Origin of the sequence: Nocardia rhizosphaerihabitans (assembly GCF_014646295.1) — a bacterium.
Classification (GTDB): Bacteria; Actinomycetota; Actinomycetes; order Mycobacteriales; family Mycobacteriaceae; genus Nocardia; species Nocardia rhizosphaerihabitans.
In genome coordinates this window covers 100,437-121,572 of the sequence record NZ_BMNE01000012.1, presented here as the reverse complement: position 1 = coordinate 121,572, position 21,136 = coordinate 100,437, and the positions used below count along the sequence as shown (strand labels likewise).

The following is a 21,136-nucleotide window of genomic DNA, read 5'->3' as shown; positions in this document are numbered from 1 at the left end:
CGCCCGACCGGTGGTCCGCGATCAGATCAGCAGCGAGGAGGGCGTCCGGCCGACCAGCTCGCGCGCGGTCCTGGTCAGATGCGCCTGATCCGCGAAATCGGCGCGAGCAGCCGCGTCCGCCACCGACCCGTCCGGCAGCGCGACGACGGCCTGCCGGAGCCGGTCCCACCGGCGCAGCCGGGCGAGCGGAACACCGAGCTGCGCCCGCACGAGGCCGCGCAGCCGGGGCGCGGACAGGCCGATCGAGTGCGCCAGCTCGGTCAGCGATGCCGCGTCGAGGTGGTCCAGGGCGAACGCGACCCGGGGATCGAGGCCGGCCCCGGCCCCGCAGCAGGCGACGGCCTCCGCGCGCAGCGCCGCCAGGTCGGGCACCCCAGCGAGGTCCGCGCCCTCACCCAGCCCGCGGCCCTCCTGGCCCTGTCCGCCGCCACCCTCACCACGACAGCCCTCCACCACTACCTCTGAAAGAGGCCCGATCAAGAGTTGACCGGCACACGAGCCGGTCTGATAGAGTCGCGAACGCGCTCGATAGATCGCACGCCGATGTAGTTCAATGGTAGAACTTCTGCTTCCCAAGCAGACAGCGCGGGTTCGATTCCCGTCATCGGCTCAAAGCCGAAAGCCCCCAGGTCAACCGGGGGCTTTCGTCCTTCTGCTGGTCTGACCCCTTCGTACTCGATCAGGCTCCGTGCCACACACGTGCCACTCAGGCACTGGAACGAGCTTCGCCACCCAGACCAGGGCCATCCGTCGACCGGGAAGGCGCGGTAAGCGGAATGAGCGTACGTTGCTGACTGCGCATCGCAGGCTTCGGCGCTGCCGATCAGCACGCCAGGGCTGTCAGTTCCCTTGCGCCGGAACACTTCCGGGAACGCTGTTCCGACTTCTTCGCGGACGCCGTTGGAGTGTGCTCGGTGTTCGACCGAGCATTGTGCCGGTAGGGTTCGGTGATCAATCCGGGGAGGACTACCGCATGGCGCAGATTCAGCATCGGATCGACGCAATGACCGATGACTCGGGATTCCTCGGTCTTGTCGACCCACACGCGTACACGTCGTTCGTGGGCGAAGACTGGACCTTGGAGATGCTGTTCGAGCGCGTCGAATCGGAGATGCGGCAGCGGACGATGCTGCTCTGGGGAACCGGCGGCGAGGAGCAATGGCGGATCGACCTTTCGGATTCGCCGGTAGATCCGCGGTTGCCGGTCATCAGGCAAATCGCCGGCCCCATCACCGTGACGCGTGGTGAGCTGGTCGTCGTCAATTTGGACACGGTCACCATGGCTGCCCAGTTCGCGGACTCCGCCGTGAACGACGACAAGGATGTATACGGGTCCGGTATCGAACTCCCGAACGGCGACTACATCTGCACCATCAGTCAACTCACCGATCCCGAAGAGGATCGGACACATGAAGGCCCTGACTTCCACCTCCAGCTGCTGGCTGGACGAACCTCACCATGGTTCGAGGTCGCATGGTCCCAACTGTGACGCTCCGTGAACTACAGAACCTGCTGGTCCCTCGTACGGTCGCGGGATACTGAGCGCTCCGTCGCTGCGCCGCTGGATCATCCGCGACAGACGCTCGCGGGTCCGGTCGGCGGCAGTTGTGGACGATCGAGCGCACGTTCGGGTGGCCGTCGACGCGCGAGCATTGCGAGCAGACCGGGAAACACGCCCCAGACGGTTACCAGCACCAACCAAAACAACGGTGGTTGCGGGACCGGGCCAGGCTCGGGATGCTCGTAAGTCGGAAGTCTGAAAACCCCTGAGTACCAAACGAGCCAGAGTGCGAAATCGGCGAAGAACAACGAACAACCACCAAGGATCACCCACCTCCACCCGCTCGCGGCACCAGCGATCAATGCCACACCCGCCGTACCCGCGACAATCAGCTTGGTAACGCCCAGGGCGTGACTGCCTGCCGAGACCTCCTCGTCAGGCATACCTTCGACCAGCAATACGAACCCGTAGAGCAACACCAGAACAGCAGCGACACAGGCGCCGAGCCCGGAGAGAACGCGCGTCCAGACCCTCGATGACAACATGACGGCATGGTAGTCAGGAAGACTTTTCCCGGCAGAACGCGGCGAAGGCTCCACAACGACACTTGGCGAGCTGCTTCGCCGGCGTAGGTCTCATCGACCAGGCCTCCTGGCGAACACCCAACGAACGCGCTGGAGGGGACGTTGGGCAACGCCGCGGCCTTCGTCGTAATGGCGTTGGTCAGCCCGTGTGCAAAGTGCGGAATTTGCTGGCGTGGAAGACGAGTGGGTCCAGGTCTTCGCGGGCGGCGATGCGGTTGACGCGGAGCAGGACGACGAGGTGGTCGCCCGCGGGGACGTGGGTTTCCGGGACGCCTTCGATCCAGGCGGTGGCGCCGTCGATGAAGACGGCTTCGCCGGTGCCGCGGTGCAGGGCGGTTTCGCGGAAGCGGTCGCCGTTGCGGGCGCCGAGGGCCTTGGCGGCCGCTTGCTGGTCGGTGCCGAGGAGGCTGAGGCCGAGGTGGCCCGCGGCGGCCAGTTCGGGCCAGGTCGACGACGAGTTCTGGATGCAGAACGAGACCAGCGGTGGGTCGAGCGAGACGGGGACGAAGGTGCTCACCGCCAAACCGTGTGGGGTGCCGTCTATTTCGGCGCACACGGCGACGACGCCGCTGGGGAAGTTGGCGAAGGCGCGGCGCAGGCCGTTGCCGTCGGCGGGAAAGTCCAAGAGCTCATGCATGATTCGTTGCCTCCACGGGCCGGTCGGTCAGTGCCGCGACGACGGGCGCCCAGCGTTGCGCGTATGCCTCGATGACGCCGTCCTCGGCGAAGCTGCGGTCGGCGAGGTAGAGGCCGGGCAGTGCCGCGGTCCCGCCGAGTTCCACCAGCACCGGCTTGAGCAGCAGGTCCGGTGCGAGTGCGTGCGTCGGCCCGGCACCGAGCATCACCGGAACGGTGAGCACCCCGGCCAGCCCGGTGCCACCGTCGAACTGCTCGAGGAACAGTTTCAGCAGTCCGGTGTAGGTGGCTTTGAAGGTCGGACTGGCGAAAACGACCAGCTCCGAAGCGGATACGGTGCGCACGGCACTCGCCACCTCAGGATCGCCCCACCCGAGCAGCCCTGGCCCGAGGGTCACGAGGTCGATCACCTCCGGCTCGGCGCCGGGGCGCAGTGCCCGCGCGACGCGTACCGCCGCGTCCAGGGTGCGCGAGGCCGGTTTCGGATTTCCGACGACGACGGTCACTGTCACGGGGATGTCCTCACTCTCATATCGACCGGTGCTCAGACGACGCCGTGCAGCGGCGGCGGGCGGTCCTGCAGCACCGCGCGCCCGATGTGCTGGTACTTCCAGCGGACCGGGTCGTGCAGGGTGTGGGTGCGAGCATTGCGCCAGTAGTGGTCGAGCCGATGAGCCGCCGCGGCACTACGGGTACCGCCCACCTCGAAGATCGCCGCCGACACCTCGTTCGCGGCACGATCGGCGAGGATCTTCGCCGTCGCGACCGCGATCGACGCCTGCGCGGCATCATCTCCCGCACTCTGCGCCCCATCGGCCGCGCTCGCCGAGCCTCGCCCCCTCGCCCCCACTGCCTCGTCGACCGCCGCACCGGCGACGACCAGCGCCGCCTCGGCCGCGCCCACCGACACCGCCAGCTCCCCGAACCGCTGCACGACCAGCGGATCGTCGACGGCCCGCGCGACCTCCGCCTCGAACCACGGCCTACTCCGCGTCCGCACGAACTCGACCGCCGCATCGAGCGCACCACGCGCGATACCCGCGTCGATCGCGGCATGCAGCAGCTGCGCGAATGCCCCGTATCCGGTCGGCGCCTGCACCGCGGCAGCCCGCGCCACCAACTGCTCGCGACTCACCTGCACCCGCTCGAACTCGACGGTCCCGCTGCCGGTCGTGCGCTGCCCCAGCGCATCCCAGTCGTCGACGATGCGAACCCCTGGTTCCAACGCCGCGACGAAAGCCACGTACTCGCCAGGCGCCAGCCCCGAAACACCGTGCGGGTCATCGAGTCTGGTCAGTACAGCGAGTACATCGGCGAACAGCGATCCGGTGCAGTAGTACTTCGCCCCCTCGACGACGAATCCCCCGTCAGCCGAACGCACTGTCGTCGCGATCTCGGCAAGACTGGCTCCACCCCGCTCGGACTGCGCATTCGCGATCCGCGCACCGGCAAGCACCCGCCCGAAATACTCCCGCTGCTGCGCGGGACTTCCCGCCAGCCGCAGCAGATTCAGATACACGAAATGGCTGTGCGGCACTTGCGCGATATTGGGATCACCCGCCGCCAGAATCCGGAACACCTCGGCGACCACACTCGGCGGCAGATCGGCACCACCGAAGACCGAGGGCACCGTGATCGCCAGCAACCCACTGGCCGAAAGCTGGTCCAGCTCTTCATGCGGCAGCCGGCGCGCGTGATCGCGTTCGGCCGTGCCCCTGGCGAATTCGTCGGCGAGTTCGGCGGCGATCACCAATGCCTGTGCGGCCGTGGTGATCCGCTCGGCGGTCACCACCGTCATCAGCGTCCCGCCGCGACCGGGGTTGCGGCGGCCTCCAGTTCACGTACCAGCGGCAGCACCTTCGCGCCGAAGTACTCGATCTCTTCCTGGAAGTGCAGGAACCCGGCCAGGATCAGGTCGACACCGAGTGCCCGGTACGCCACGATCCGCTCGGCGATCTGCTCCGGCGTGCCGATCAGGCCGGTGCGGAAACCGTCGTTGTACTGGACCAGGTCCTCGAAGGTCGAGTCGGCCCACATGCCCTTGCGATCGGCGGTCGACGCCCCTGCCTGCTGCACCGCGTCCCGGAACCCCTGTACCGCAGGCTTGTTCGCCTTCTCGACGATCTCGCGCAGGGTGTCGCGGGCTTCCTTCTCGGTGTCGCGGGCGATGATGAACCCGTTGAGCCCGAACTTCACCTCGCGATCGTTGGCCCTGGCGACCTCGCGAAGGTCGTCCAATTGCTCGGTGACCCCGTCGAAGTCCTTGCCGTTGGAGAAGTACCAGTCGGCGTAGCGGCCGCCGTTGCGCCGGGCGGCGGTGGAGTTACCACCTTGGAACAGTTCGGGATTCGGACGCTCGGGGGTATTGAGCGGCTTGGGCTTGAGCGTGAAATCGCGGATCCGGTAGAAGTCGCCACCGTAGTTCACCGCGTCCTCGGTCCAGATCTTGCGGATCACCTCGAGGAATTCGGCGCTGCGCCGGTAGCGCTCGTCGTGCTCGAGCCACGGCTCGCCCAGCGCCTGGAACTCACCGGCGAACCACCCGGACACGACATTGATCGCGAACCGGCCACCGGACAGATGATCGGCCGTGGCGCCGAACTTCGCCAGCACAGCCGGATGCCACAGTCCCGGATGCACGGCAGCGATCACCTTGAGCCGCTCGGTCGCCCCGAGCAGCGCGAGGCTGAACGAGGTCGACTCGTGCTGGAACTCGGCGCCGTAGGAGGCGGTGTAGCGGACCTGCGAGAGCGCGTACTCGAACCCGTTGCGCTCGGCGGTCTGCGCGAGCTTGCGGTTGTACTCGAAATCCCAGCCGGTCCGCTGCTCGATATCGCTGGTCACGAGGCCACCGCTGACATTGGGGACCCAGTACGCGAACGAGACCTGATCGGCGATTCTCTCCGTGGTCATGATGGCTCCTGTCGTCGACGGCGCTTCCAGTGCAACACCGGCGACCGAGCCCGACGAGAGTTTGAATCGGCGCGATCGATACGCGCGAGCCTCAGCTACCCAAGCGCACGCAATCCGCCGCGATCTTGGACTGGGCGGCACTGACCTTGGCCGCGTCGTCCTCACCGAGCAGTTTCGCCGGATCACCGGACTGCGAGTTGGACACCATCACCCGCAACCCGTCCTGCGACATCCCCGAGTCGAGGAAGACCTTCGCCGCGCAATCGGCGAGCTCGGGGTTCTTCAGCCCCTTGTCCTGCAACGACTTCGACAGCTGCTCCTGGGTGACCGCGGGCGCGTCGTCGCCACTTCCGCAAGCAGAAAGCATCGGCGCGGCGATCAGCGCCGCGGCGATCAGACAGATTCGCACTACTCGAGTCCTCTCGATCGACGCGCATCGGCCGATGCGCAGCCGTGGAGGATCATGCCGCACCACCGCCCCCAGGGCCACACCGAACCACCGACCCGGAACTGACTCGCGAGTAAGATAGCCCCATGGGAGACCACATCACCGCACGCTTCGAGAGCGACCGCGCATATATCACCTTGAACCGTCCCGGCAAACACAATGGGCTCACGCTGGAAATGCTGCGCGATCTGGTCGCCGCGGCCCGAAAAGTGGCCGAGCACAAAGAAACCCGGGTCGTCATCGTGAGCGGCAACGGGCCGAGTTTCAGTAGCGGACTCGATATCGCGGCCGCCACCCGCGACCCTCTGGCTATCGTCCGCGAATTCCTGCCACGACCGTGGCGCGGCACCAACACATTCCAGGAAGCCTGCTGGGCCTGGCGACGCCTGGACGTTCCGGTGATCGCCGCCGTGCACGGCCGCTGTTTCGGCGGCGGATTGCAGCTCGCGCTGGCCGCCGATTTCCGCATCGCCGCGCCGAGCGCGGAATTCTCGGTCATGGAGGCCGCGCACGGCCTGATTCCGGACATGTCGGGCGCCGCCTCGTTGTCCCAGCTCATCGGCATCGACCAGGCCCTGCTGCTGACCATGACCGCCGACCCCGTCGACGCCGCGCACGCTCGGAAAATCGGCCTGATCACCGACATCGCGGACGACCCGCAGGCGGCGGCGGAAATCCTCGCCGACCGGATCACCGCCCGCGATCCGCGCGCCGTCGCCGCGGCCAAGCGCCTATTCGACCGCTCCTGGCAGCGGAATTCTCGCGCGACCTTCGCCGCCGAACGAGCGGCCCAGGTGCCATTGCTGCTGCGTAAGGCACTGACTGGTAGCTAGCGCCAGGCAATTGGACAATTGTTCATGCCGACTCACGAATCGAGGTAGCCCACACGGCTCCTATCCACTGTTAACATCGCTGCGATTCATCCATCAGTCGAAATGTGGTACGCGACACAGCTGAACCTGGAGCGTCCCCGATTTCGGCGTGACCTGGAGGCGCCGACGACCGTGAACAAGACCGGTTCCATCCTGCTGGCCGCACTGGCGGGTGCCACGGCCTTGCTGGTGAGCGGAGCGACGCCCGCCGTGGCAAATCCGAACGCGATCAACCCGATTCCCGTCCTCAACGGCACCCACGGCTTGCCAGCGCTGCACGGGCGCACGCAAGCCGTCTTCCAGGTCACGGGCATGGCGAGCCCGAACAACACCCAGAACTACAACGTCCTCGGCACCGACCTCGGCATCATGTGGGACAACGGCCGCGGCGAGATGCTGACCGCCTTCGGCGACACCGCCGGCATCGGCTTCCCGAACCTGCTGGCGGGCAGCACCTGGGCGTGGCGGTCCAACATCCTGGTCCGCAGCCACACCAAGGACCCGGCGAGCGGCATCTTCTTCGACAGTGTCGTGCGCGATGTCATCGGCCAGGCGCGCGATCTCATCCCCAGCCCGAAGATCCCGTTCCTGGAGATCAGCCGCATCCCGACCGCGGGCATCTCCGCCAACGGCGTGCAGTACCTGTCGCTGATGTCGGTGAAGACCTGGGACGCGCCGGGCGAGTGGACAACGAGCTACTCGGGCCTGGCCGCCTCCGCCGACAACGGCGAGACCTGGGCCGATCTCGCCCACACCCGCCGCCCCGACGAGGGCGGCAACAGCAACTTCCAGATGAACGCCTTCCTCAAGGACGGCGGCTTCGTCTACGAGTACGGCACCCGCTCGGGCCGCAACAACGACGCGTTCATCGCGCGCGTCCCGGAAGCCGAGATCGAGAACCTCGGCGCCTACGAGTACTGGGACGGCAGCGGCTGGAAGCTCAACGACGTGAACGCCGCGGCCCCGATCATGGGCGGCGTCGGCGAGCTGTCGGTGATGTACAACGAGTACCTCGGCCAGTTCATCTCTCTGACCACCGACCCGTTCAACTCCGTGGTGATGCGCCGCGCGCCCTCTCCGGCAGGCCCGTGGAGCGCCCCCGAGGTCCTGATCGACGCCCGCGAACTCCCCACCGCCTACGCCCCGTCGATCTTCCCGTACCAAACCGGCCGCGACCTCTACTTCATGACGACCATCCACACCCAATACAACGTCGTCCTGATGCGTACCCGCCTGTAGCGTCGCCCCCATAGACTGCATGGCATGGACGCGGCGGAGTGGGATGCTCGATATGCCCAGAGTGAATTGGTTTGGGGCGCACCGCCGAACAGCACGGTGGTCGAGTATGTCTACGGCCTCGATCGCCGCGTTCCCCTACTGCCCGACGAAACCGGTGGCACACCACCTCCCCTGCCACGCGCACTCGACCTGGCCTGCGGCGAGGGCCGCCACGCGCTCTGGCTGGCCACCCACGGCTGGCACGTCGACGCCGTCGACTTCTCCCAGGTAGGCATCGACAAGGGCAGAACGGTCGCCGCGCGCCTGTCCCGCTCGGTCCGCTCCCGGGTGAACTGGCACTGCGCCGACATCACCGACCTCGCCGCAGCCGGGATCACCGGCCCGTACGAGCTGATCCTGATGGTGTTCGTGCACCTGCCCGCCGAGGAGCGCGGCGCCCTGCTGCGCGAACTCGCCGCCATGATCTCCCCCGGCGGCATGCTCCTGGTCCTCGGCCACGACACCCGCAACCTCACCCAGGGTTACGGCGGCCCGCAGGACCCGGCGATCCTGTTCACGCCCGAGGACATCCGGGCCGAGCTCGGCGCGGCGGGCGACCATCTCACGATTCGCATCGCCGACGCGGTTCTGCGCCCGACCGAGGGGCCCGACGCGATCGACGCCCTGGTGGTCGCCGAACGCGACCTGCCGGAATCAGGCGAAGCGTCCGCGTAGCTGCTCGGCGAATTCGCGCGCCGAAGTCAGGTCGTCGGCGCTGGGCCGCCCCTTGTTCAGCCCGCCGACGAGCCCGAGCGGCCCCATCGTGTCGAGCCCGCGGCAGGCGAAGCCACCGACCACCTCGAACCCCTTGTCGACCAGCTGGTCGCCGAGATTGCGCAGGTAGGGGCGAAATCCCGGCTCGGGCAGCCCGCTGGAGGCGAAGACGAACGCCTCCTGGCCTGCTCCGACGGGCAGCGCGTCGACGAACTCGCGCAGCCGTGCGTCGAGCGTCATCCAGTACACCCCCGACCCGAAGCCGACCAGGTCGTACTCGCCGAGCTCGGCCGCGCTGATCTGCGCCGGGTCGACCACCCGCGCGTCGAGCACCGACCCGATGGCCTCGGCGACTTTCCTGGTGTTGCCGTGCGACTTGGACGTGCACACGATGAGCGCTTTCATGGTCCCCCTGCCTCTCGAACGAAGCTGTCCGCAGAAGCCTAGCGCCAGCGGGCGAACCAGGGTTCCACTGTCGCCGCGATCACGTCGAACCCGGTCCGGAACGAATGCGCCTGCTTCGGAATCACTGTCACCTCGGCCGCGTCGGCGGCATCGGGCACCCCGAACGGGTCGCTGCCACCGTTGATCACCACGACCTCGATGTCACCGGGCGCGAGCAGCTCCTCGCGCCTGCTCTTCTCCGGTTTCCCGGGCGGATGCAGCGGGAAAGACAGCGCGATCACCCCGCGCGCACCCACCGCGACGGCCGTCCGACACGCCACCCGCGCCCCGTTGCTGCGACCCCCCTGGACAACCGGCACCCCGGCAAACCGATCACGCAACGCGGCGACGATCTCGAGCCACGCCTCGTCCTGCTTGTCCGCCGACCCCGGCGCCCGGCGCCCGGCGACCCGGTACGGCTGCACGACCCGAGCGACCGTTCCACCGGCCTCGATCGCCGAATCTCGCACCGCCAGAATGTCTTTCGCGTCGACACCGCCGCCGGCGCCGTGCGTGATCACCAGTAAGAAGGCCGGCTCGGCGATCTCGTCGAGCTCGATCTCGGCGGGTCCGGCACTCGTCTCGATGCGCACACCTCACGGTAGCCCCGCGCCCGCGGCGAGCAACATCTCCGCGCTCGCGCGTGTTTTTCACGTCACATTGCTCCCAGCCCCTTTGCCGAGAGGATTACCCACCGGTAATATGGTCGGTAAGTTACCCGCGAGTAGCATGCGGAAAACCGGCAAGGCTACCCCGGTGGACGTCAGACGGGCGGGAACGGCGCACAACCGACCGCACCAGAACTCAACGGAGAGTGAGTACTCACATGGGCCACTACAAGGCAAACGTTCGCGACCTCGAGTTCAACCTCTTCGAGGTCCTCGGCATCGACAAGCTGCTCGATGCGGGCACCTTCGGTGACCTGGACACCGACACCGTCAAGGAGATGCTCTCCGAGGTCCGTCGCCTGGCCGAGGGCCCGCTGGCCGAGTCGTTCGCCGACGCGGACCGCAACCCGCCCACCTTCGACCCGAACACCCACACCGTCACCCTGCCCGAGTCCTTCAAGAAGTCCTACAAGGCGCTCGAAGAGGGCGAGTGGGCCAAGGTCGGCGTCGTCGAGGAGCTCGGCGGCCTGAACGCTCCCTCCGCCATCACCTGGGCGCTGTCCGAGATGGTTCTCGGCGCCAACCCGCCGATCCAGATGTACGCCGCGGGCGCCGGCTTCGCCCAGGTGTTCTTCAACAACGGCACCGACGAGCAGAAGCAGTGGGCTGCCAAGATCGCCGACCGTAACTGGGGCGCCACCATGGTGCTGACCGAGCCGGATGCCGGCTCCGACGTCGGCGCGGGCCGCACCAAGGCGATCAAGCAGGAAGACGGCTCGTGGCACATCGAGGGCGTCAAGCGCTTCATCACCTCGGGTGACTCCGACGACATGTTCGAGAACATCATGCACCTGGTGCTGGCTCGCCCCGAGGGCGCGGGCCCGGGCACCAAGGGCCTGTCGCTGTTCTACGTCCCGAAGGTCCACTTCGACTTCGAGACCGAGACCTACGGTGACCGCAACGGCGTGTTCGTCACCAACGTCGAGCACAAGATGGGCATCAAGGCCTCGGCCACCTGTGAGGTCACCTTCGGCGGCCACGGCGTTCCCGCCAAAGGCTGGCTGGTCGGCGAGATCCACAACGGCATCGCGCAGATGTTCGACGTCATCGAGAACGCTCGCATGATGGTCGGCACCAAGGCCATCGCGACCCTGTCGACCGGTTACCTGAACGCGCTGGAGTACGCCAAGACCCGCGTCCAGGGTGCCGACCTGACCCAGATGACCGACAAGGCCGCGCCCCGCGTGACCATCACCCACCACCCGGACGTGCGTCGTTCGCTGGCCATGCAGAAGGCGTACGCCGAGGGCCTGCGCGCGATCTACCTCTACACCGCCGCCCACCAGACCGAAGAGATCGCCGCCGCGGTCTCGGGTGCCGACAAGGACGTCGCGTTCCGCGTGAACGACCTGCTGCTCCCGATCGTCAAGGGTGTCGGCTCCGAGCGCGCCTACCAGTACCTGACCGACTCGCTGCAGACCTTCGGTGGCTCCGGCTTCCTGCAGGACTACCCGATCGAGCAGTACATCCGCGACGCGAAGATCGACTCGCTGTACGAGGGCACCACCGCCATCCAGGCGCAGGACTTCTTCTTCCGCAAGATCGCGCGTGACCGCGGTGTGGCCCTGGCCCACGTGGCAGGCCAGATCCAGAAGTTCATCGACGCCGACTCCGCCAACGAGCGCATCAAGGGCGAGCGCAAGCTGCTCGCCACCGCCCTCGAGGACGTCCAGACCATGGCCGCCACCCTGACCGGCCACCTGATGGGCGCCCAGGAGCAGCCGACCGAGCTGTACAAGGTCGGCCTCGGTTCGGTCCGCTTCCTGATGGCCGTCGGCGACCTGTTCATCGGCTGGCAGCTGCTGCAGCAGGCCGAGATCGCCCTCGCCGCCCTGGACAACGGCGCCACCGGCTCCGATGTCGCCTTCTACACCGGCAAGGTCGCCTCGGCGCAGTTCTTCGCCCGCAACGTCCTGCCCGAGCTGACCGCCACCCGCGCGATCCTGGCCAACCTGGACAACGACATCATGGAACTGGACGAAGCCGCCTTCTGAGCTGTTCCGCCTCTCCGCGTATTCAGGCCAGACCCAGGTGGGTGATCGGCCTGGTACGCGGCCGGCGGTGAGGGACGTGGGGAGTTAGCCGGTTCCCGGTGAGTTACCCATGTTCTTACGAGACTGTTCTTACGAGACCAGTTGAACGGTCCGGAGTCTCTTGACTCCGGACCGTTCGTCGTTGCGGTCTATTGGGCGAACCAGCCGGAAGGGCCCGCCGAATGGCAACGCCTGCAGCATGTTCGCGACACGCACCACCCGGCCGGGTGCGGGTGGCCGCGCACGCCGTGGGCTGACACCGATCCGGCGACGATGTCGCGCGAACGAGGGGTTCGCGCGACATTCCACGGCGTACCCTGGGAATTACCGTCGGTGCGGGGTGAGCTCGGGGGTCGTGATGGGTGAAAGTACTGCGCTCAGTGTGTATTTGCGCGAGCGGCGGATGGCGGCGGGTCTGGCGCGCACCGAGCTCGCGGTGCGGGCGCAGATGGCGCCGTTGCTGATCAGTCAGATCGAGTCGGGTGCGCTGGTGCCGAATCCCGCTATGTTGCAGCGACTTTTCGATTCGCTGGATGTGCCGCTCTGGTATCGCAAGCACATCCTGGTTCTCGGCCTGCCCGCCCTCGATTCCGGCACGGCGCCTGCGACACCGTCCGCGGAGGACCTCGCCGATCTGGCCAGCCTCACCCATCCGGCCTGCCTGCAGCGCTTCCCCACCATGGACCTGCTCGCCGCGAACGCCGACTACCAGCGTCTGTTCCCCGGCCTCGGTGCGGGCGTCAACATGCTCGAGTGGATGTTCCTCGATCCGGCGGCGAAGAAGGTCTTCATCGACTGGACCACCGAAGCCCAGATCCTTGTCCATGCCTTCCGCATGCTCGCCCCGCTCTCGCCCACCCAGCGCGTCACCGCGATCACCGAATCCTGCGGCCAATCCCCCGACTGGGATCCCGTGTGGACCAGCGACGTCCGCCCCCAGGACATCGCCCGCCGGCACCTGCGTGTCCGCGAACGCAGCACCGGCATCGAACGCCGGTTGCTCCTGCGCATCTACGACCCGGCCTTCCCCACCCGTCCCTGGTGGCTCTACCGCCTGATCCCCGCGCGGTAACCCACCGCGGAAACGAAAAACCGCCGCAGAGATGCCAGCAGGCACTAACCACGGCGGCTTCGCACGCGTGTGGCTGATTACGGCAGCGGCTTGGTCTCGCCCGAGCCGGAGCTCAGCAGGTTGCTCAGACCGGTAACCAGGTTGGCGGAGCCCGAAACGACCTCGTCGTCGGCAACGGCGGTCGGCAGCGGCTTGGTCTCACCGGAGCCGGAGCTCAGCAGGTTCGACAGGCCGGTAACCAGGTTGGCCGAGCCCGAAACGGTCTCGTCGGCCGAGGCGACACCCGTGCCGCCGAAGATGATGCCCGCCGCGATGGCGACAATGCCGAGGGTACGCATCTTGCGCATTGATAATCTCCTGAAGTTCTGTCACCGAACCGGAAATCGGCTGGCGCGAATATGTTTAGCAGACCAGATGTTCGGGTACATACGTGTCTATGAACACGAGTGAAACGTGAGGCGTCCAATTGCCTTCGCTCACTTTCACCGACCAGCGAATACATCGCCAGAAGTAGACCTGCGTCACACCTAGGCATTTCGCGCATAACAATCGCCGTGCGGAAAACTATCGCCGGAATCCATCCCGAGCACTATCGGGCAGATTTCCCCTGCACACAGCACCGGCGCCCGCCGAGTATTCGACGGGCGCCGGTGAAGCCTGACTCAGGCCAGCAGCAGGCTGCCCGAGGCCGAGGACATCAGACTCAGGAAGTTGACGATGTCCAGCAGTTCGGTTGCGGAACCGGTATCGGCGATGATGGCGTTGTTCACATTCTCTCCTTCAGACGTATCGCCGAATTTATATCACGAGAGAATTACGGAAGCAGCGCCTGAAGTGAACAGCAAGAAAACTCGGCGCCCGCCGACCAGCGACGGGCACCCGCGCATCCGCATTACTCGGCCGGAGCCTCACCCGAGCCACTGGACAGCAGCTCGAGCAGCGCGGCCAGATCCAGACCCTCGAGCGAACCGGCGGGCTCCTCGGCGACCGCGTCGGTCTCCGCTGTGCCCGTGGTCAGCCCGGACAGAAGCGCCTCGGCCGAGCCGGTGGTGGGCTCATCCGCGGCCACCGCGACTCCCGCGCCGAGCAGCGAGATGCTCGCCGCCGCTGCCACAGCCGCCCCGAAGACACGAATCTTGCTCATTGTGAACACCTCATATTTCAGATTTCCGGCGGAGTTCATTCCGCCCATACGAGATGTCTAACAGCGGCCGCACGGCACCCGGGAGACCGATGAAATGGGGGCAAGACAGCCCACACCGAGCCGACGCGCTCAGCCGCCCTCGCCCGACCAGCGTCTATACGACATATCGACCACTCCCCAACGACTCACGAGCCCGACCACCCCTGGCCGTTCGCCGAATTCCGGACCTACCGGCCCGAGCCGTCGATACAGTTCGCAGCACTTCTGTGCCTATCGCCCCGGCGCCTCATCCGCCGATCCGAAACCTGTTGCGATACTCCGCCGGAGTCGTATCCAGCCGTCGCCGGAACGCCCGCGTCAAGGTATCGACCGTATTGAAACCACAAGCGGCAGCGACACGTTGGAGTGTTTCGTCCGTCGTTTCCAGCCGATGCCGAGCCACTTCCACCCGCGCCGATTCGATGTAGGCCGCAGGCGTCATACCGAGCTCGGTGCGAAAGATCCGCGTGAGTTGCCGTTCACCGACATGCGCATGCTCGGCCAGATCCGTCACTGTGAGCTGACGCGCGATATTTCCGGCGATGTAGAGCCGCAGATCGTCGATGCGCCGCGTAGTCGAGACCGGCTCGAGCGAAACACTGAATTGGCTTTGACCGCTCGGCCTTTTCAGATACATCACCAACTGCCGCGCCACCCGCAGAGCGATCTCGTCCCCGAAGTCATCGGCGACGAGCGCCAGCGTCAGATCGAGGCACGCCGTGAGACCCGCTCCGGTCCAGATGTTTTCGTCCCGAATGTAGATCGGATCGGCATCCACCTCGACCGCCGGATGCTCGGCCGCGAGCTGCTGCGCGGTCGACCAGTGCGTGGTGGCCCGCCGCCCGTCGAGCAGCCCGGCCGCGGCCAGAATATGCGCACCGACGCACACCGACGCCACCCGCCGAGCCCCCTTGGCCAGCACCGACACCGCGTCGACAACCTCGGCATCGACCACCGCCCGCACCCGGCGACCACCGTCCGTCTCCACCGCCCCCGGGACAACCACCGTGTCGATCCGCCGCCCCGAAACCTCCGCGAACGTCACATCCGGCAGCACCCGAACGCCCGCCGAGGTGGTCACCGGCTCCATACTCTCGGCTGCCAGCACCACCTGATACCCCGTCGGCCCGTCCATCTCCCGCTGCAACAACGAGAAGACCTCCGGCGGCCCGGTGACATCGAGCAGATCGACCCGATCGAACAACACGATCACGACAAGCCGATCCGTCGTCGCCATCAGCCCTCCTCGGCATGTCCGAATCTGCAGGTTACATGACATTGCCGACATCCCCGCCGCTCCATACCGTGAAGATCATGACTTCGACGACCCTCCGCCAGCTCAACGGCTTCGACGAAACCCCCGCCACCCTCGCCGACTCCACCCTGATCCTGGTCGACTACCAGAACACCTACACCCAGGGCATCATGGAACTCACCGACTGGTCCCCCGCCCTCGACGCCGCCGCCGAACTGCTCAGCAAGGCAAGAGAATCCGGCACCACAGTCATCCACGTCATCAACGACGGCGGCAAAGACACCCCCTACGACATCACCGCCGAAATAGGCCAGATCCACCCCGAAGTCGCCCCCACCCCCGACGAAAAAGTAGTAGTCAAAACCGTCCCCAACGCCTTCGTAGGCACCGACCTCGGCGACCTGGTCGACGCCGCAGGCAACGACACCGTCATCATCGCCGGCTTCATGACCCACATGTGCGTCACCTTCACCACCGAAGGCGCCTTCCTCCGCGGCAACAAACCCACCGTCGTTGCCAACGCCTGCGCCACCCGCCCCCTCCCCACCTCAGCAGGCGATATCCCCGCCGAACAGCTCCACCGCAGCGCCCTCGCGACCCTGACGGACCTCTACGGCGTAGTCGTACCAAGCAGCGCAGACCTGAATTGAGCGCACCACCCCACGGAAATGCAGAATGCCCCGCCTTCAGCGGGGCATTCGCTGTTTCACGCCCGGATCACCCTAGGACGGGCAGTTGACCGTGTACTCCCATTGGGTGTCGTCCATGCCGCTGACGCGGACGGTCACTGTCGTCGTCGAGCCCGCGGGGAGGGAGACGACTGCGGAGCCGGTGCCCTGGTTGATGTTGTCGCCGATGTAGCCGGTGTCGAGTACCTGGCCGCCCTCGTAGAAGACCTGGATTCGGTCGGGGATGTTCAGGGTTTCGTAGGACAGGACGAACGAGGTCGGGCCGGTGACGCCGAGCTGGTGGGTGGTGTTGGTGACGCCCTCACCGCCGGACTTGGTCGAGGTGTTGCACGGCTGGACGGTTTCCGACGAGCCGCCCGAGCTTCCGCCGAGAATGCCGCTGCCGGTGTCGAGTAGGTCGCCGAGGATTCCGCTGCCGGTGTCGATCACGCCGCTTCCTGTCGTGCCGCTGCCGGTGTCGGCGCCGGCCAGGCCGGGCACCATCATCAGCGACCACGACGCCGCCAGTGCGATAGCTACTGTCTTTTTCAACGCTTCCTCCACACCACTTCTCGCCAAAGGATCATCAGGTGAAACGCGTTGGGCGGCCGCATGTTCGCCACCCGAGCGGGGGTTTCGAAATTCCCTGTTTGCCAGTCCCGCGGACTGGGCACAGAAGTTCTAACACGCGTTTCGGGCGACGAGGAGCGGCAGGAATTCGGGCAGTGGGCTGTTCAGATGCCGGTGAGTTGCCGCATTTTTCCGGCCGGAATGTTGGCGCCGTGGCAACACTGGATCGGCCGCCCAGAATGGGTCAGGCAACTTCTTAGCTCGTGGAACAAAACACTGGTCGGTAGACCAAATCGGCGCCAAATCGACTGTGCCGCAATGGTTCAGCAATCAGTGTTGTCGGAAATGAGTAATCTCACAGCGAATTCGCGTAACGGCGGGTCGGAATCCACCGATCGGGGCGCGATGAATCCGCTGCCCGGAACCGACGAATGCCCCGCCGAGTGGCAGGGCATTCGATGTACAGCCGGTTATCAGTCGACCGGGTCGGTCTCCGGCTCCTCGGCACCTCCGGAGCCCGTGGTCAGGGCCTCGAGCAGGGCGGCGAGGCCCGAAGCGGAACCGGTGTCGGTGCCGGTCTCGTCCTCTTCCTCGTTGATCGCCGTCGCGTCCTCGGTCTCGGTGTCGGTACCGGCCGAGCCGGTCGCCAGGGACTCGAGCAGCGCGGCCAGTCCGTCCGCCGAACCGGTGGTGGTCTCCTCCTGACCGCCACCGGTCTCCGGCTCCTGGGCGGTAGCCACGCCGGTACCGAACATTGCCAGACCTGCCGCGATGGCGATGCCGAAACCGAGCGTGCGGAACTTCTTCATGAAGTGAAACCCCTTGGTAGTAAGCATGATTGCCGACGTTGTTGCCGACTGGAAAGTTTTAACACGACCTACCGACACCACCCCAGCCCGTGCAATTCGGGGCATTAGCCAGACGTGCGCCGAAAGTTTGCCGGGACCGATCAGGGCGACCAACCCGGAGTGAGGATTGCACTTCGGTCCTTCGTCACGTGATACTCGGAGCCACACCGAGCGGCTTCGACCGCGGTAAACCCGCTGGATAGCAAGTCGAGAGCGAGGGTGCGTGGACTACACACGCGGATGAACGGCAGGGGAGAAATGTCGACTCAATGCCGAACATCGGTGATTACCCAGCTATCCCTGCTCTAGGCCATGATTGATCTCACAGCGAAAAGGTGTAACGCGCAGCCGCCGCGAACACGACATCTTCGCAATACTTTGCGGGCACACGGATTAGATAGCACGAATCCAGCTCAGTCCTTGCCGAACCGCTGAAAGGCTGCTTGGCGCGACGTGTCCAGCGCCATTCCGATAACCGTCCAGGAATCACCTGCCGCATGCGCAGCTTTCACCGCATCACGCAACTCGGCTTCTGCTGCTGCAACTTGTTTGCGGGCTTCGATGATTCGTCGAAAGTGCTTGGCGTCCCGAGCAGGAGAGCCTTGCGGTTCGAGGCCTTCCAAGCCGGAGCTCGACTCCTCGATCACAGTCTTCGACTTGGGTTCAATTGCGTGGGCAGCACGAGACTTAGCCGGCTGCCGCGTGACACGGGGCTTGATCGTCTTGACGTGAGATACCGCACCGATCGGAGTGCGCACCGGGCGCTTGGTCGTCCCCTTCTTGTTCTTGGTCGTAGACATATGCATCACCTCAGATAGTCGTGAAACTTGGGCCGCAGCCTGTCAGCGTGGATGATCCGGCTCGGTCCCGCCACCGGAACAGCCACGAGCTCGAGTAGCCGCCCGGCCATGTCAGGGCCGATGACCAATACGCGGTCTTCACCGTCGTACTCGAACTCCACGAGTCGCAGAGCGTTGTCCCATGCGTGAATGATGTCCGCGTCGGCCACTCCGTGCTTGCGGGCCGATTGCGTAATCTGCACGTGTCAAGACTACCTTTACAGCGAGCACTGTCAAGACTGTCTTTACAGCCACTGTCCGGCGGGGTCGAGCGCCACCAAACGCAACGGGCCGCACACCCTTGCGGATGTGCGGCCCGTTGGGACCCTGGGCTCAGCGCAGGGTTGCGGTGAGGTGGGGGTAGCCCTTTTTGGGGTTCAGGATGGAGAGGTCCCAGCCGGATCCGACCTGGTCGGCGTAGACGTTGACCGAGGACGGGAGGAAGATCGGCTTGCCGAATTTGACCGCGTAGGTGGTCTTTTCGGGGACGCGGCCCTCGATCGTGGCGAGGATGTTCGCGGCCGACCACATGCCGTGGGCGATGGTCTTCGGGAAGCCCATCGCTTTGGCGCCCAGGCTGGAGACGTGGATCGGGTTGCGGTCGCCCGACGCGGCGGCGTAGCGGTTGATCATCTTCTGATCGACGCGCTGCACGCGCAGCGGGGGCGGGGGGACCTCGTCCGGCGGGGGCGCCGACTTCGGGCCGCCCGAGAGCGAGGTGCGCTGCTGGTGCAGGAGGGTGGAGACCTGACGCCAGACCAGCTCGCGGCCGACGCGGATCTCCGTGACCGCGTCGACCAGCAGGCCTTTCGGGTGCTCGCGGAGGTTCTCGATGTGGGCGGTGAAATCGAGAGGCTCGGCGACCGAGATCTCGCGAGTGCGTTCGATGACGTTCTCGAAGTGCACCGCGCCGACCGCGGTGAACGGGAAGTCCCGTGCCACAACCAGTTCCATCATCAGCGGGAACGCCAGGATGAACGGGTACGTCAGCGGCAGGGTGTCGCTGAAACGCAGGCCGGTAGCGTGGCAGTAGGCCGCCAGGTGATCGGGATCGACCTGGAAGCCGTCCAGCACGACCCGGCGGTCGGGCAGGACGGGCTTGCGACCCGACAGCGGGCCGGGCAGCGGGACGGCGCCCAGCGCCGCCTTCGCGTAGAGCCCGCCGTTCTTCGGAACCTCGGTGAGGGTGATCGTCTGGGTCATCAGGCGCCGATCAGGCTCTGCCCGCAGACGCGAACCACGTTGCCGGTCACCGCGTTCGACGCCGGGCTGGCGAAGTAGGCGATGGTCTCGGCGACGTCGACGGTCTGGCCACCCTGCAGCAGCGAGCTCATCAGGCGGCCCGCCTCGCGGGTGCCGAGCGGGATGGCGGCGGTCATCGCGGTCTCGATGAAGCCGGGGGCCACCGCGTTGATGGTGACACCCTTCTCCGCCAGCAGCGGGGCCTCGGCGTCGACCATGCCGATGACGCCGGCCTTGGAGGCGCCGTAGTTGGTCTGGCCGCGGTTGCCCGCGATGCCCGCGATGGAGGACACGTCGATCACGCGGCCGCCCTCCTTGAGCACGCCCTTGGCGACGAGGCCGGAGGTGATGCGGTGGGGCGCGGCGAGATTGACGTTGATGACCGAGTTCCAGCGGCCCTCGTCCATGTTCGCGAGCAGCTTGTCGCGGGTGATGCCGGCGTTGTGCACGACGATGTCGATGCCGCCGAAACGCTCGGTGGCGAACTCGGCGAGACGCTCGGCGGCGTCGGGGGCGGTGACGTCGAGGGCGAGGGCGGTGGCACCGACCTTGTTGGCGGTCTCGGACAGGGCCTCGCCGGCGGCGGGGATATCGGCGACGATGACGGTGGCGCCGTCACGGGCGAAGACCTCGGCGATGGTGGCGCCGATGCCGCGGGCGGCGCCGGTCACGACGGCGACCTTGCCCGCGAGCGGCTTGTCCCAGCTGGCGGGGGCGACGGAATCGGCCTTGCCGACCCGGATGACCTGGCCGTCGACGAAGGCCGACTTGCCTGAGAGCAGGAAGCGCAGGGTCGACTCGAGGCCGGTCGCGGACGCGCCCGCCTCCGGGTGCACGTAGACGAGCTGGCCGGTGGCGCCGCGCAGCAGCTCCTTGGCGACCGAGCGGGTGAAGCCCTCGAGCGCGCGCTGGGCGATCTGCTCGTCGACCGAGCCGACCAGTTCCGGGGTGGTACCGATGACCACGACACGCCCCGAAGGTGCGAGGTTACGCATCGCGGGCTGGAAGAATTCGAACAGCTGCGAAAGCTTGTCGATGGAGTCGATGCCGGTGGCGTCGAAGACCAGCGCGCCGTACTTGGTGCCCGAGTCGAGCGAGTCCGCGACGGTGTAGTCGGAGAGCAGCGCGCGGACCGGCTCGGCGAGACGGCCCTTGCCGCCCAGCAGGACCGGGCCGGGAAGTGCGGGCTCGCCTGCCTTGTACCGGCGCAGCTCCGCCGGCTGGGGCAGGCCCAGCTTGCTCGCCAGGAACGCGCCGGGGGCGGAGTGGATGAAGGATCCGTAGAGGTTGGGTGCACCCTTGCTCTTGGCTGCCACTGTTCCTACCTTCACATTTGCGGGTTCGGTGTCGACAATGAACTTACTCCAG

The 21,136-nt window shown here is 66.4% G+C and carries 25 protein-coding genes and 1 tRNA gene; 8 read left to right on the top strand and 18 right to left on the bottom strand.

Features of this window, described 5'->3' with window-relative positions; all coding sequences use genetic code 11:
* Window positions 1-21 precede the first annotated feature (21 nt).
* Window positions 22-453 (bottom strand): helix-turn-helix domain-containing protein, encoded by a 432-nt coding sequence (locus tag IEY60_RS36120; RefSeq protein WP_229740330.1) that lies wholly within the window; start codon window positions 451-453, stop codon window positions 22-24.
* Window positions 454-539: 86 nt separating this feature from the next.
* On the opposite strand from IEY60_RS36120, the gene IEY60_RS32875 reads away from it, so the two are divergent.
* Together IEY60_RS32875 and IEY60_RS32870 are read left to right on the top strand one after the other, a co-directional pair.
* Window positions 540-610 (top strand) — tRNA-Gly (locus IEY60_RS32875).
* Between the two features lie 363 nt (window positions 611-973).
* Window positions 974-1,489 (top strand): hypothetical protein, encoded by a 516-nt coding sequence (locus tag IEY60_RS32870; protein WP_189034432.1) that lies wholly within the window; start codon window positions 974-976, stop codon window positions 1,487-1,489.
* A gap of 77 nt (window positions 1,490-1,566) precedes the next feature.
* Here the strand turns inward: IEY60_RS32870 and IEY60_RS32865 are convergent, their stop codons facing one another.
* The 6 genes from IEY60_RS32865 to IEY60_RS32840 all read right to left on the bottom strand — a co-directional run bounded on the left by IEY60_RS32865 (window position 1,567) and on the right by IEY60_RS32840 (window position 6,043).
* Window positions 1,567-2,046, bottom strand: a complete 480-nt coding sequence (locus tag IEY60_RS32865) for a hypothetical protein (RefSeq protein WP_189034431.1) — start codon at window positions 2,044-2,046, stop codon at window positions 1,567-1,569.
* A gap of 178 nt (window positions 2,047-2,224) precedes the next feature.
* Window positions 2,225-2,722, bottom strand: a complete 498-nt coding sequence (locus IEY60_RS32860; RefSeq protein ID WP_189034430.1) for a flavin reductase family protein — start codon at window positions 2,720-2,722, stop codon at window positions 2,225-2,227.
* Entirely contained in the window at window positions 2,715-3,233 is a 519-nt protein-coding gene (locus IEY60_RS32855; protein WP_189034429.1) for an NADPH-dependent FMN reductase, read from the bottom strand. Before IEY60_RS32855 ends, IEY60_RS32860 begins: the two co-directional genes overlap by 8 nt.
* A 32-nt stretch (window positions 3,234-3,265) precedes the next feature.
* Window positions 3,266-4,519: an SfnB family sulfur acquisition oxidoreductase gene (locus tag IEY60_RS32850; RefSeq protein WP_189034428.1), complete on the bottom strand. Its 1,254-nt coding sequence runs from the start codon at window positions 4,517-4,519 to the stop codon at window positions 3,266-3,268.
* Window positions 4,519-5,634 carry a dimethylsulfone monooxygenase SfnG gene (sfnG, locus tag IEY60_RS32845; RefSeq protein ID WP_189034427.1) on the bottom strand — a complete coding sequence of 372 codons (1,116 nt, stop codon included), beginning with the start codon at window positions 5,632-5,634 and terminating at the stop codon, window positions 4,519-4,521. The genes IEY60_RS32850 and sfnG overlap by 1 nt, the downstream gene beginning before the upstream one ends.
* A 91-nt stretch (window positions 5,635-5,725) precedes the next feature.
* Window positions 5,726-6,043, bottom strand: coding sequence for a hypothetical protein (locus tag IEY60_RS32840; RefSeq protein WP_189034426.1), 318 nt, complete (start codon window positions 6,041-6,043; stop codon window positions 5,726-5,728).
* Between the two features lie 125 nt (window positions 6,044-6,168).
* Here IEY60_RS32840 and IEY60_RS32835 point away from each other — a divergent pair, with 125 nt between their 5' ends.
* The 3 genes from IEY60_RS32835 (at window position 6,169) to IEY60_RS32825 (ending at window position 8,907) form a co-directional block, all read left to right on the top strand.
* Window positions 6,169-6,915: a crotonase/enoyl-CoA hydratase family protein gene (locus IEY60_RS32835; protein WP_189034425.1), complete on the top strand. Its 747-nt coding sequence runs from the start codon at window positions 6,169-6,171 to the stop codon at window positions 6,913-6,915.
* A gap of 171 nt (window positions 6,916-7,086) precedes the next feature.
* Window positions 7,087-8,193, top strand: coding sequence for a glycoside hydrolase family 183 protein (locus IEY60_RS32830; RefSeq protein WP_189034424.1), 1,107 nt, complete (start codon window positions 7,087-7,089; stop codon window positions 8,191-8,193).
* A 24-nt stretch (window positions 8,194-8,217) separates the two neighbouring features.
* Window positions 8,218-8,907: a class I SAM-dependent methyltransferase gene (locus IEY60_RS32825; RefSeq protein WP_189034423.1), complete on the top strand. Its 690-nt coding sequence runs from the start codon at window positions 8,218-8,220 to the stop codon at window positions 8,905-8,907.
* Here the strand turns inward: IEY60_RS32825 and IEY60_RS32820 are convergent.
* Together IEY60_RS32820 and IEY60_RS32815 are read right to left on the bottom strand one after the other, a co-directional pair.
* Window positions 8,887-9,351, bottom strand: coding sequence for a flavodoxin family protein (locus tag IEY60_RS32820; RefSeq protein ID WP_189034422.1), 465 nt, complete (start codon window positions 9,349-9,351; stop codon window positions 8,887-8,889). The genes IEY60_RS32825 and IEY60_RS32820 overlap by 21 nt on opposite strands.
* A gap of 38 nt (window positions 9,352-9,389) precedes the next feature.
* Entirely contained in the window at window positions 9,390-9,983 is a 594-nt protein-coding gene (locus IEY60_RS32815; protein WP_189034421.1) for an alpha/beta hydrolase family protein, read from the bottom strand.
* 233 nt (window positions 9,984-10,216) lie between these two features.
* On the opposite strand from IEY60_RS32815, the gene IEY60_RS32810 reads away from it, so the two are divergent.
* Together IEY60_RS32810 and IEY60_RS32805 are read left to right on the top strand one after the other, a co-directional pair.
* On the top strand, window positions 10,217-12,052 hold the full coding sequence (locus IEY60_RS32810; RefSeq protein WP_189034514.1) for an acyl-CoA dehydrogenase: 1,836 nt from the start codon (window positions 10,217-10,219) through the stop codon (window positions 12,050-12,052).
* Between the two features lie 397 nt (window positions 12,053-12,449).
* Complete coding sequence (locus IEY60_RS32805) at window positions 12,450-13,163, top strand: helix-turn-helix domain-containing protein (RefSeq protein ID WP_189034420.1); 714 nt, start codon at window positions 12,450-12,452, stop codon at window positions 13,161-13,163.
* Between the two features lie 77 nt (window positions 13,164-13,240).
* On the opposite strand, the gene IEY60_RS32800 is transcribed toward IEY60_RS32805, so the two are convergent.
* From IEY60_RS32800 to IEY60_RS32790, 3 genes are all read right to left on the bottom strand, one after another.
* A complete protein-coding gene (locus tag IEY60_RS32800) occupies window positions 13,241-13,510 on the bottom strand; it encodes a hypothetical protein (RefSeq protein WP_189034419.1) in 270 nt (89 codons plus the stop codon).
* A gap of 545 nt (window positions 13,511-14,055) precedes the next feature.
* Entirely contained in the window at window positions 14,056-14,307 is a 252-nt protein-coding gene (locus tag IEY60_RS32795) for a hypothetical protein (RefSeq protein ID WP_189034418.1), read from the bottom strand.
* Window positions 14,308-14,593: 286 nt separating this feature from the next.
* The gene (locus IEY60_RS32790; protein WP_229740329.1) at window positions 14,594-15,634 is read right to left on the bottom strand and encodes a GlxA family transcriptional regulator; all 1,041 of its coding nucleotides are present in this window, start codon (window positions 15,632-15,634) and stop codon (window positions 14,594-14,596) included.
* 26 nt (window positions 15,635-15,660) lie between these two features.
* Between IEY60_RS32790 and IEY60_RS32785 the strand changes: the two genes are divergently transcribed.
* The gene (locus IEY60_RS32785; RefSeq protein ID WP_189034417.1) at window positions 15,661-16,251 is read left to right on the top strand and encodes a cysteine hydrolase family protein; all 591 of its coding nucleotides are present in this window, start codon (window positions 15,661-15,663) and stop codon (window positions 16,249-16,251) included.
* Window positions 16,252-16,323: 72 nt separating this feature from the next.
* Here IEY60_RS32785 and IEY60_RS32780 read toward each other — a convergent pair whose 3' ends face one another.
* The 6 genes from IEY60_RS32780 to IEY60_RS32755 form a co-directional block, all read right to left on the bottom strand.
* Window positions 16,324-16,821 carry a hypothetical protein gene (locus IEY60_RS32780; protein WP_229740328.1) on the bottom strand — a complete coding sequence of 166 codons (498 nt, stop codon included), beginning with the start codon at window positions 16,819-16,821 and terminating at the stop codon, window positions 16,324-16,326.
* Window positions 16,822-17,312: 491 nt separating this feature from the next.
* Complete coding sequence (locus IEY60_RS32775) at window positions 17,313-17,675, bottom strand: hypothetical protein (RefSeq protein WP_189034416.1); 363 nt, start codon at window positions 17,673-17,675, stop codon at window positions 17,313-17,315.
* 425 nt (window positions 17,676-18,100) lie between these two features.
* A complete protein-coding gene (locus tag IEY60_RS32770; RefSeq protein WP_229740327.1) occupies window positions 18,101-18,487 on the bottom strand; it encodes a hypothetical protein in 387 nt (128 codons plus the stop codon).
* A gap of 5 nt (window positions 18,488-18,492) precedes the next feature.
* On the bottom strand, window positions 18,493-18,729 hold the full coding sequence (locus tag IEY60_RS32765) for a BrnT family toxin (RefSeq protein WP_189034415.1): 237 nt from the start codon (window positions 18,727-18,729) through the stop codon (window positions 18,493-18,495).
* A gap of 130 nt (window positions 18,730-18,859) precedes the next feature.
* A complete protein-coding gene (locus IEY60_RS32760; protein WP_189034414.1) occupies window positions 18,860-19,729 on the bottom strand; it encodes a MaoC family dehydratase in 870 nt (289 codons plus the stop codon).
* Window positions 19,729-21,084, bottom strand: a complete 1,356-nt coding sequence (locus IEY60_RS32755; RefSeq protein WP_189034413.1) for a 3-oxoacyl-ACP reductase — start codon at window positions 21,082-21,084, stop codon at window positions 19,729-19,731. Before IEY60_RS32755 ends, IEY60_RS32760 begins: the two co-directional genes overlap by 1 nt.
* Window positions 21,085-21,136 lie beyond the last annotated feature (52 nt).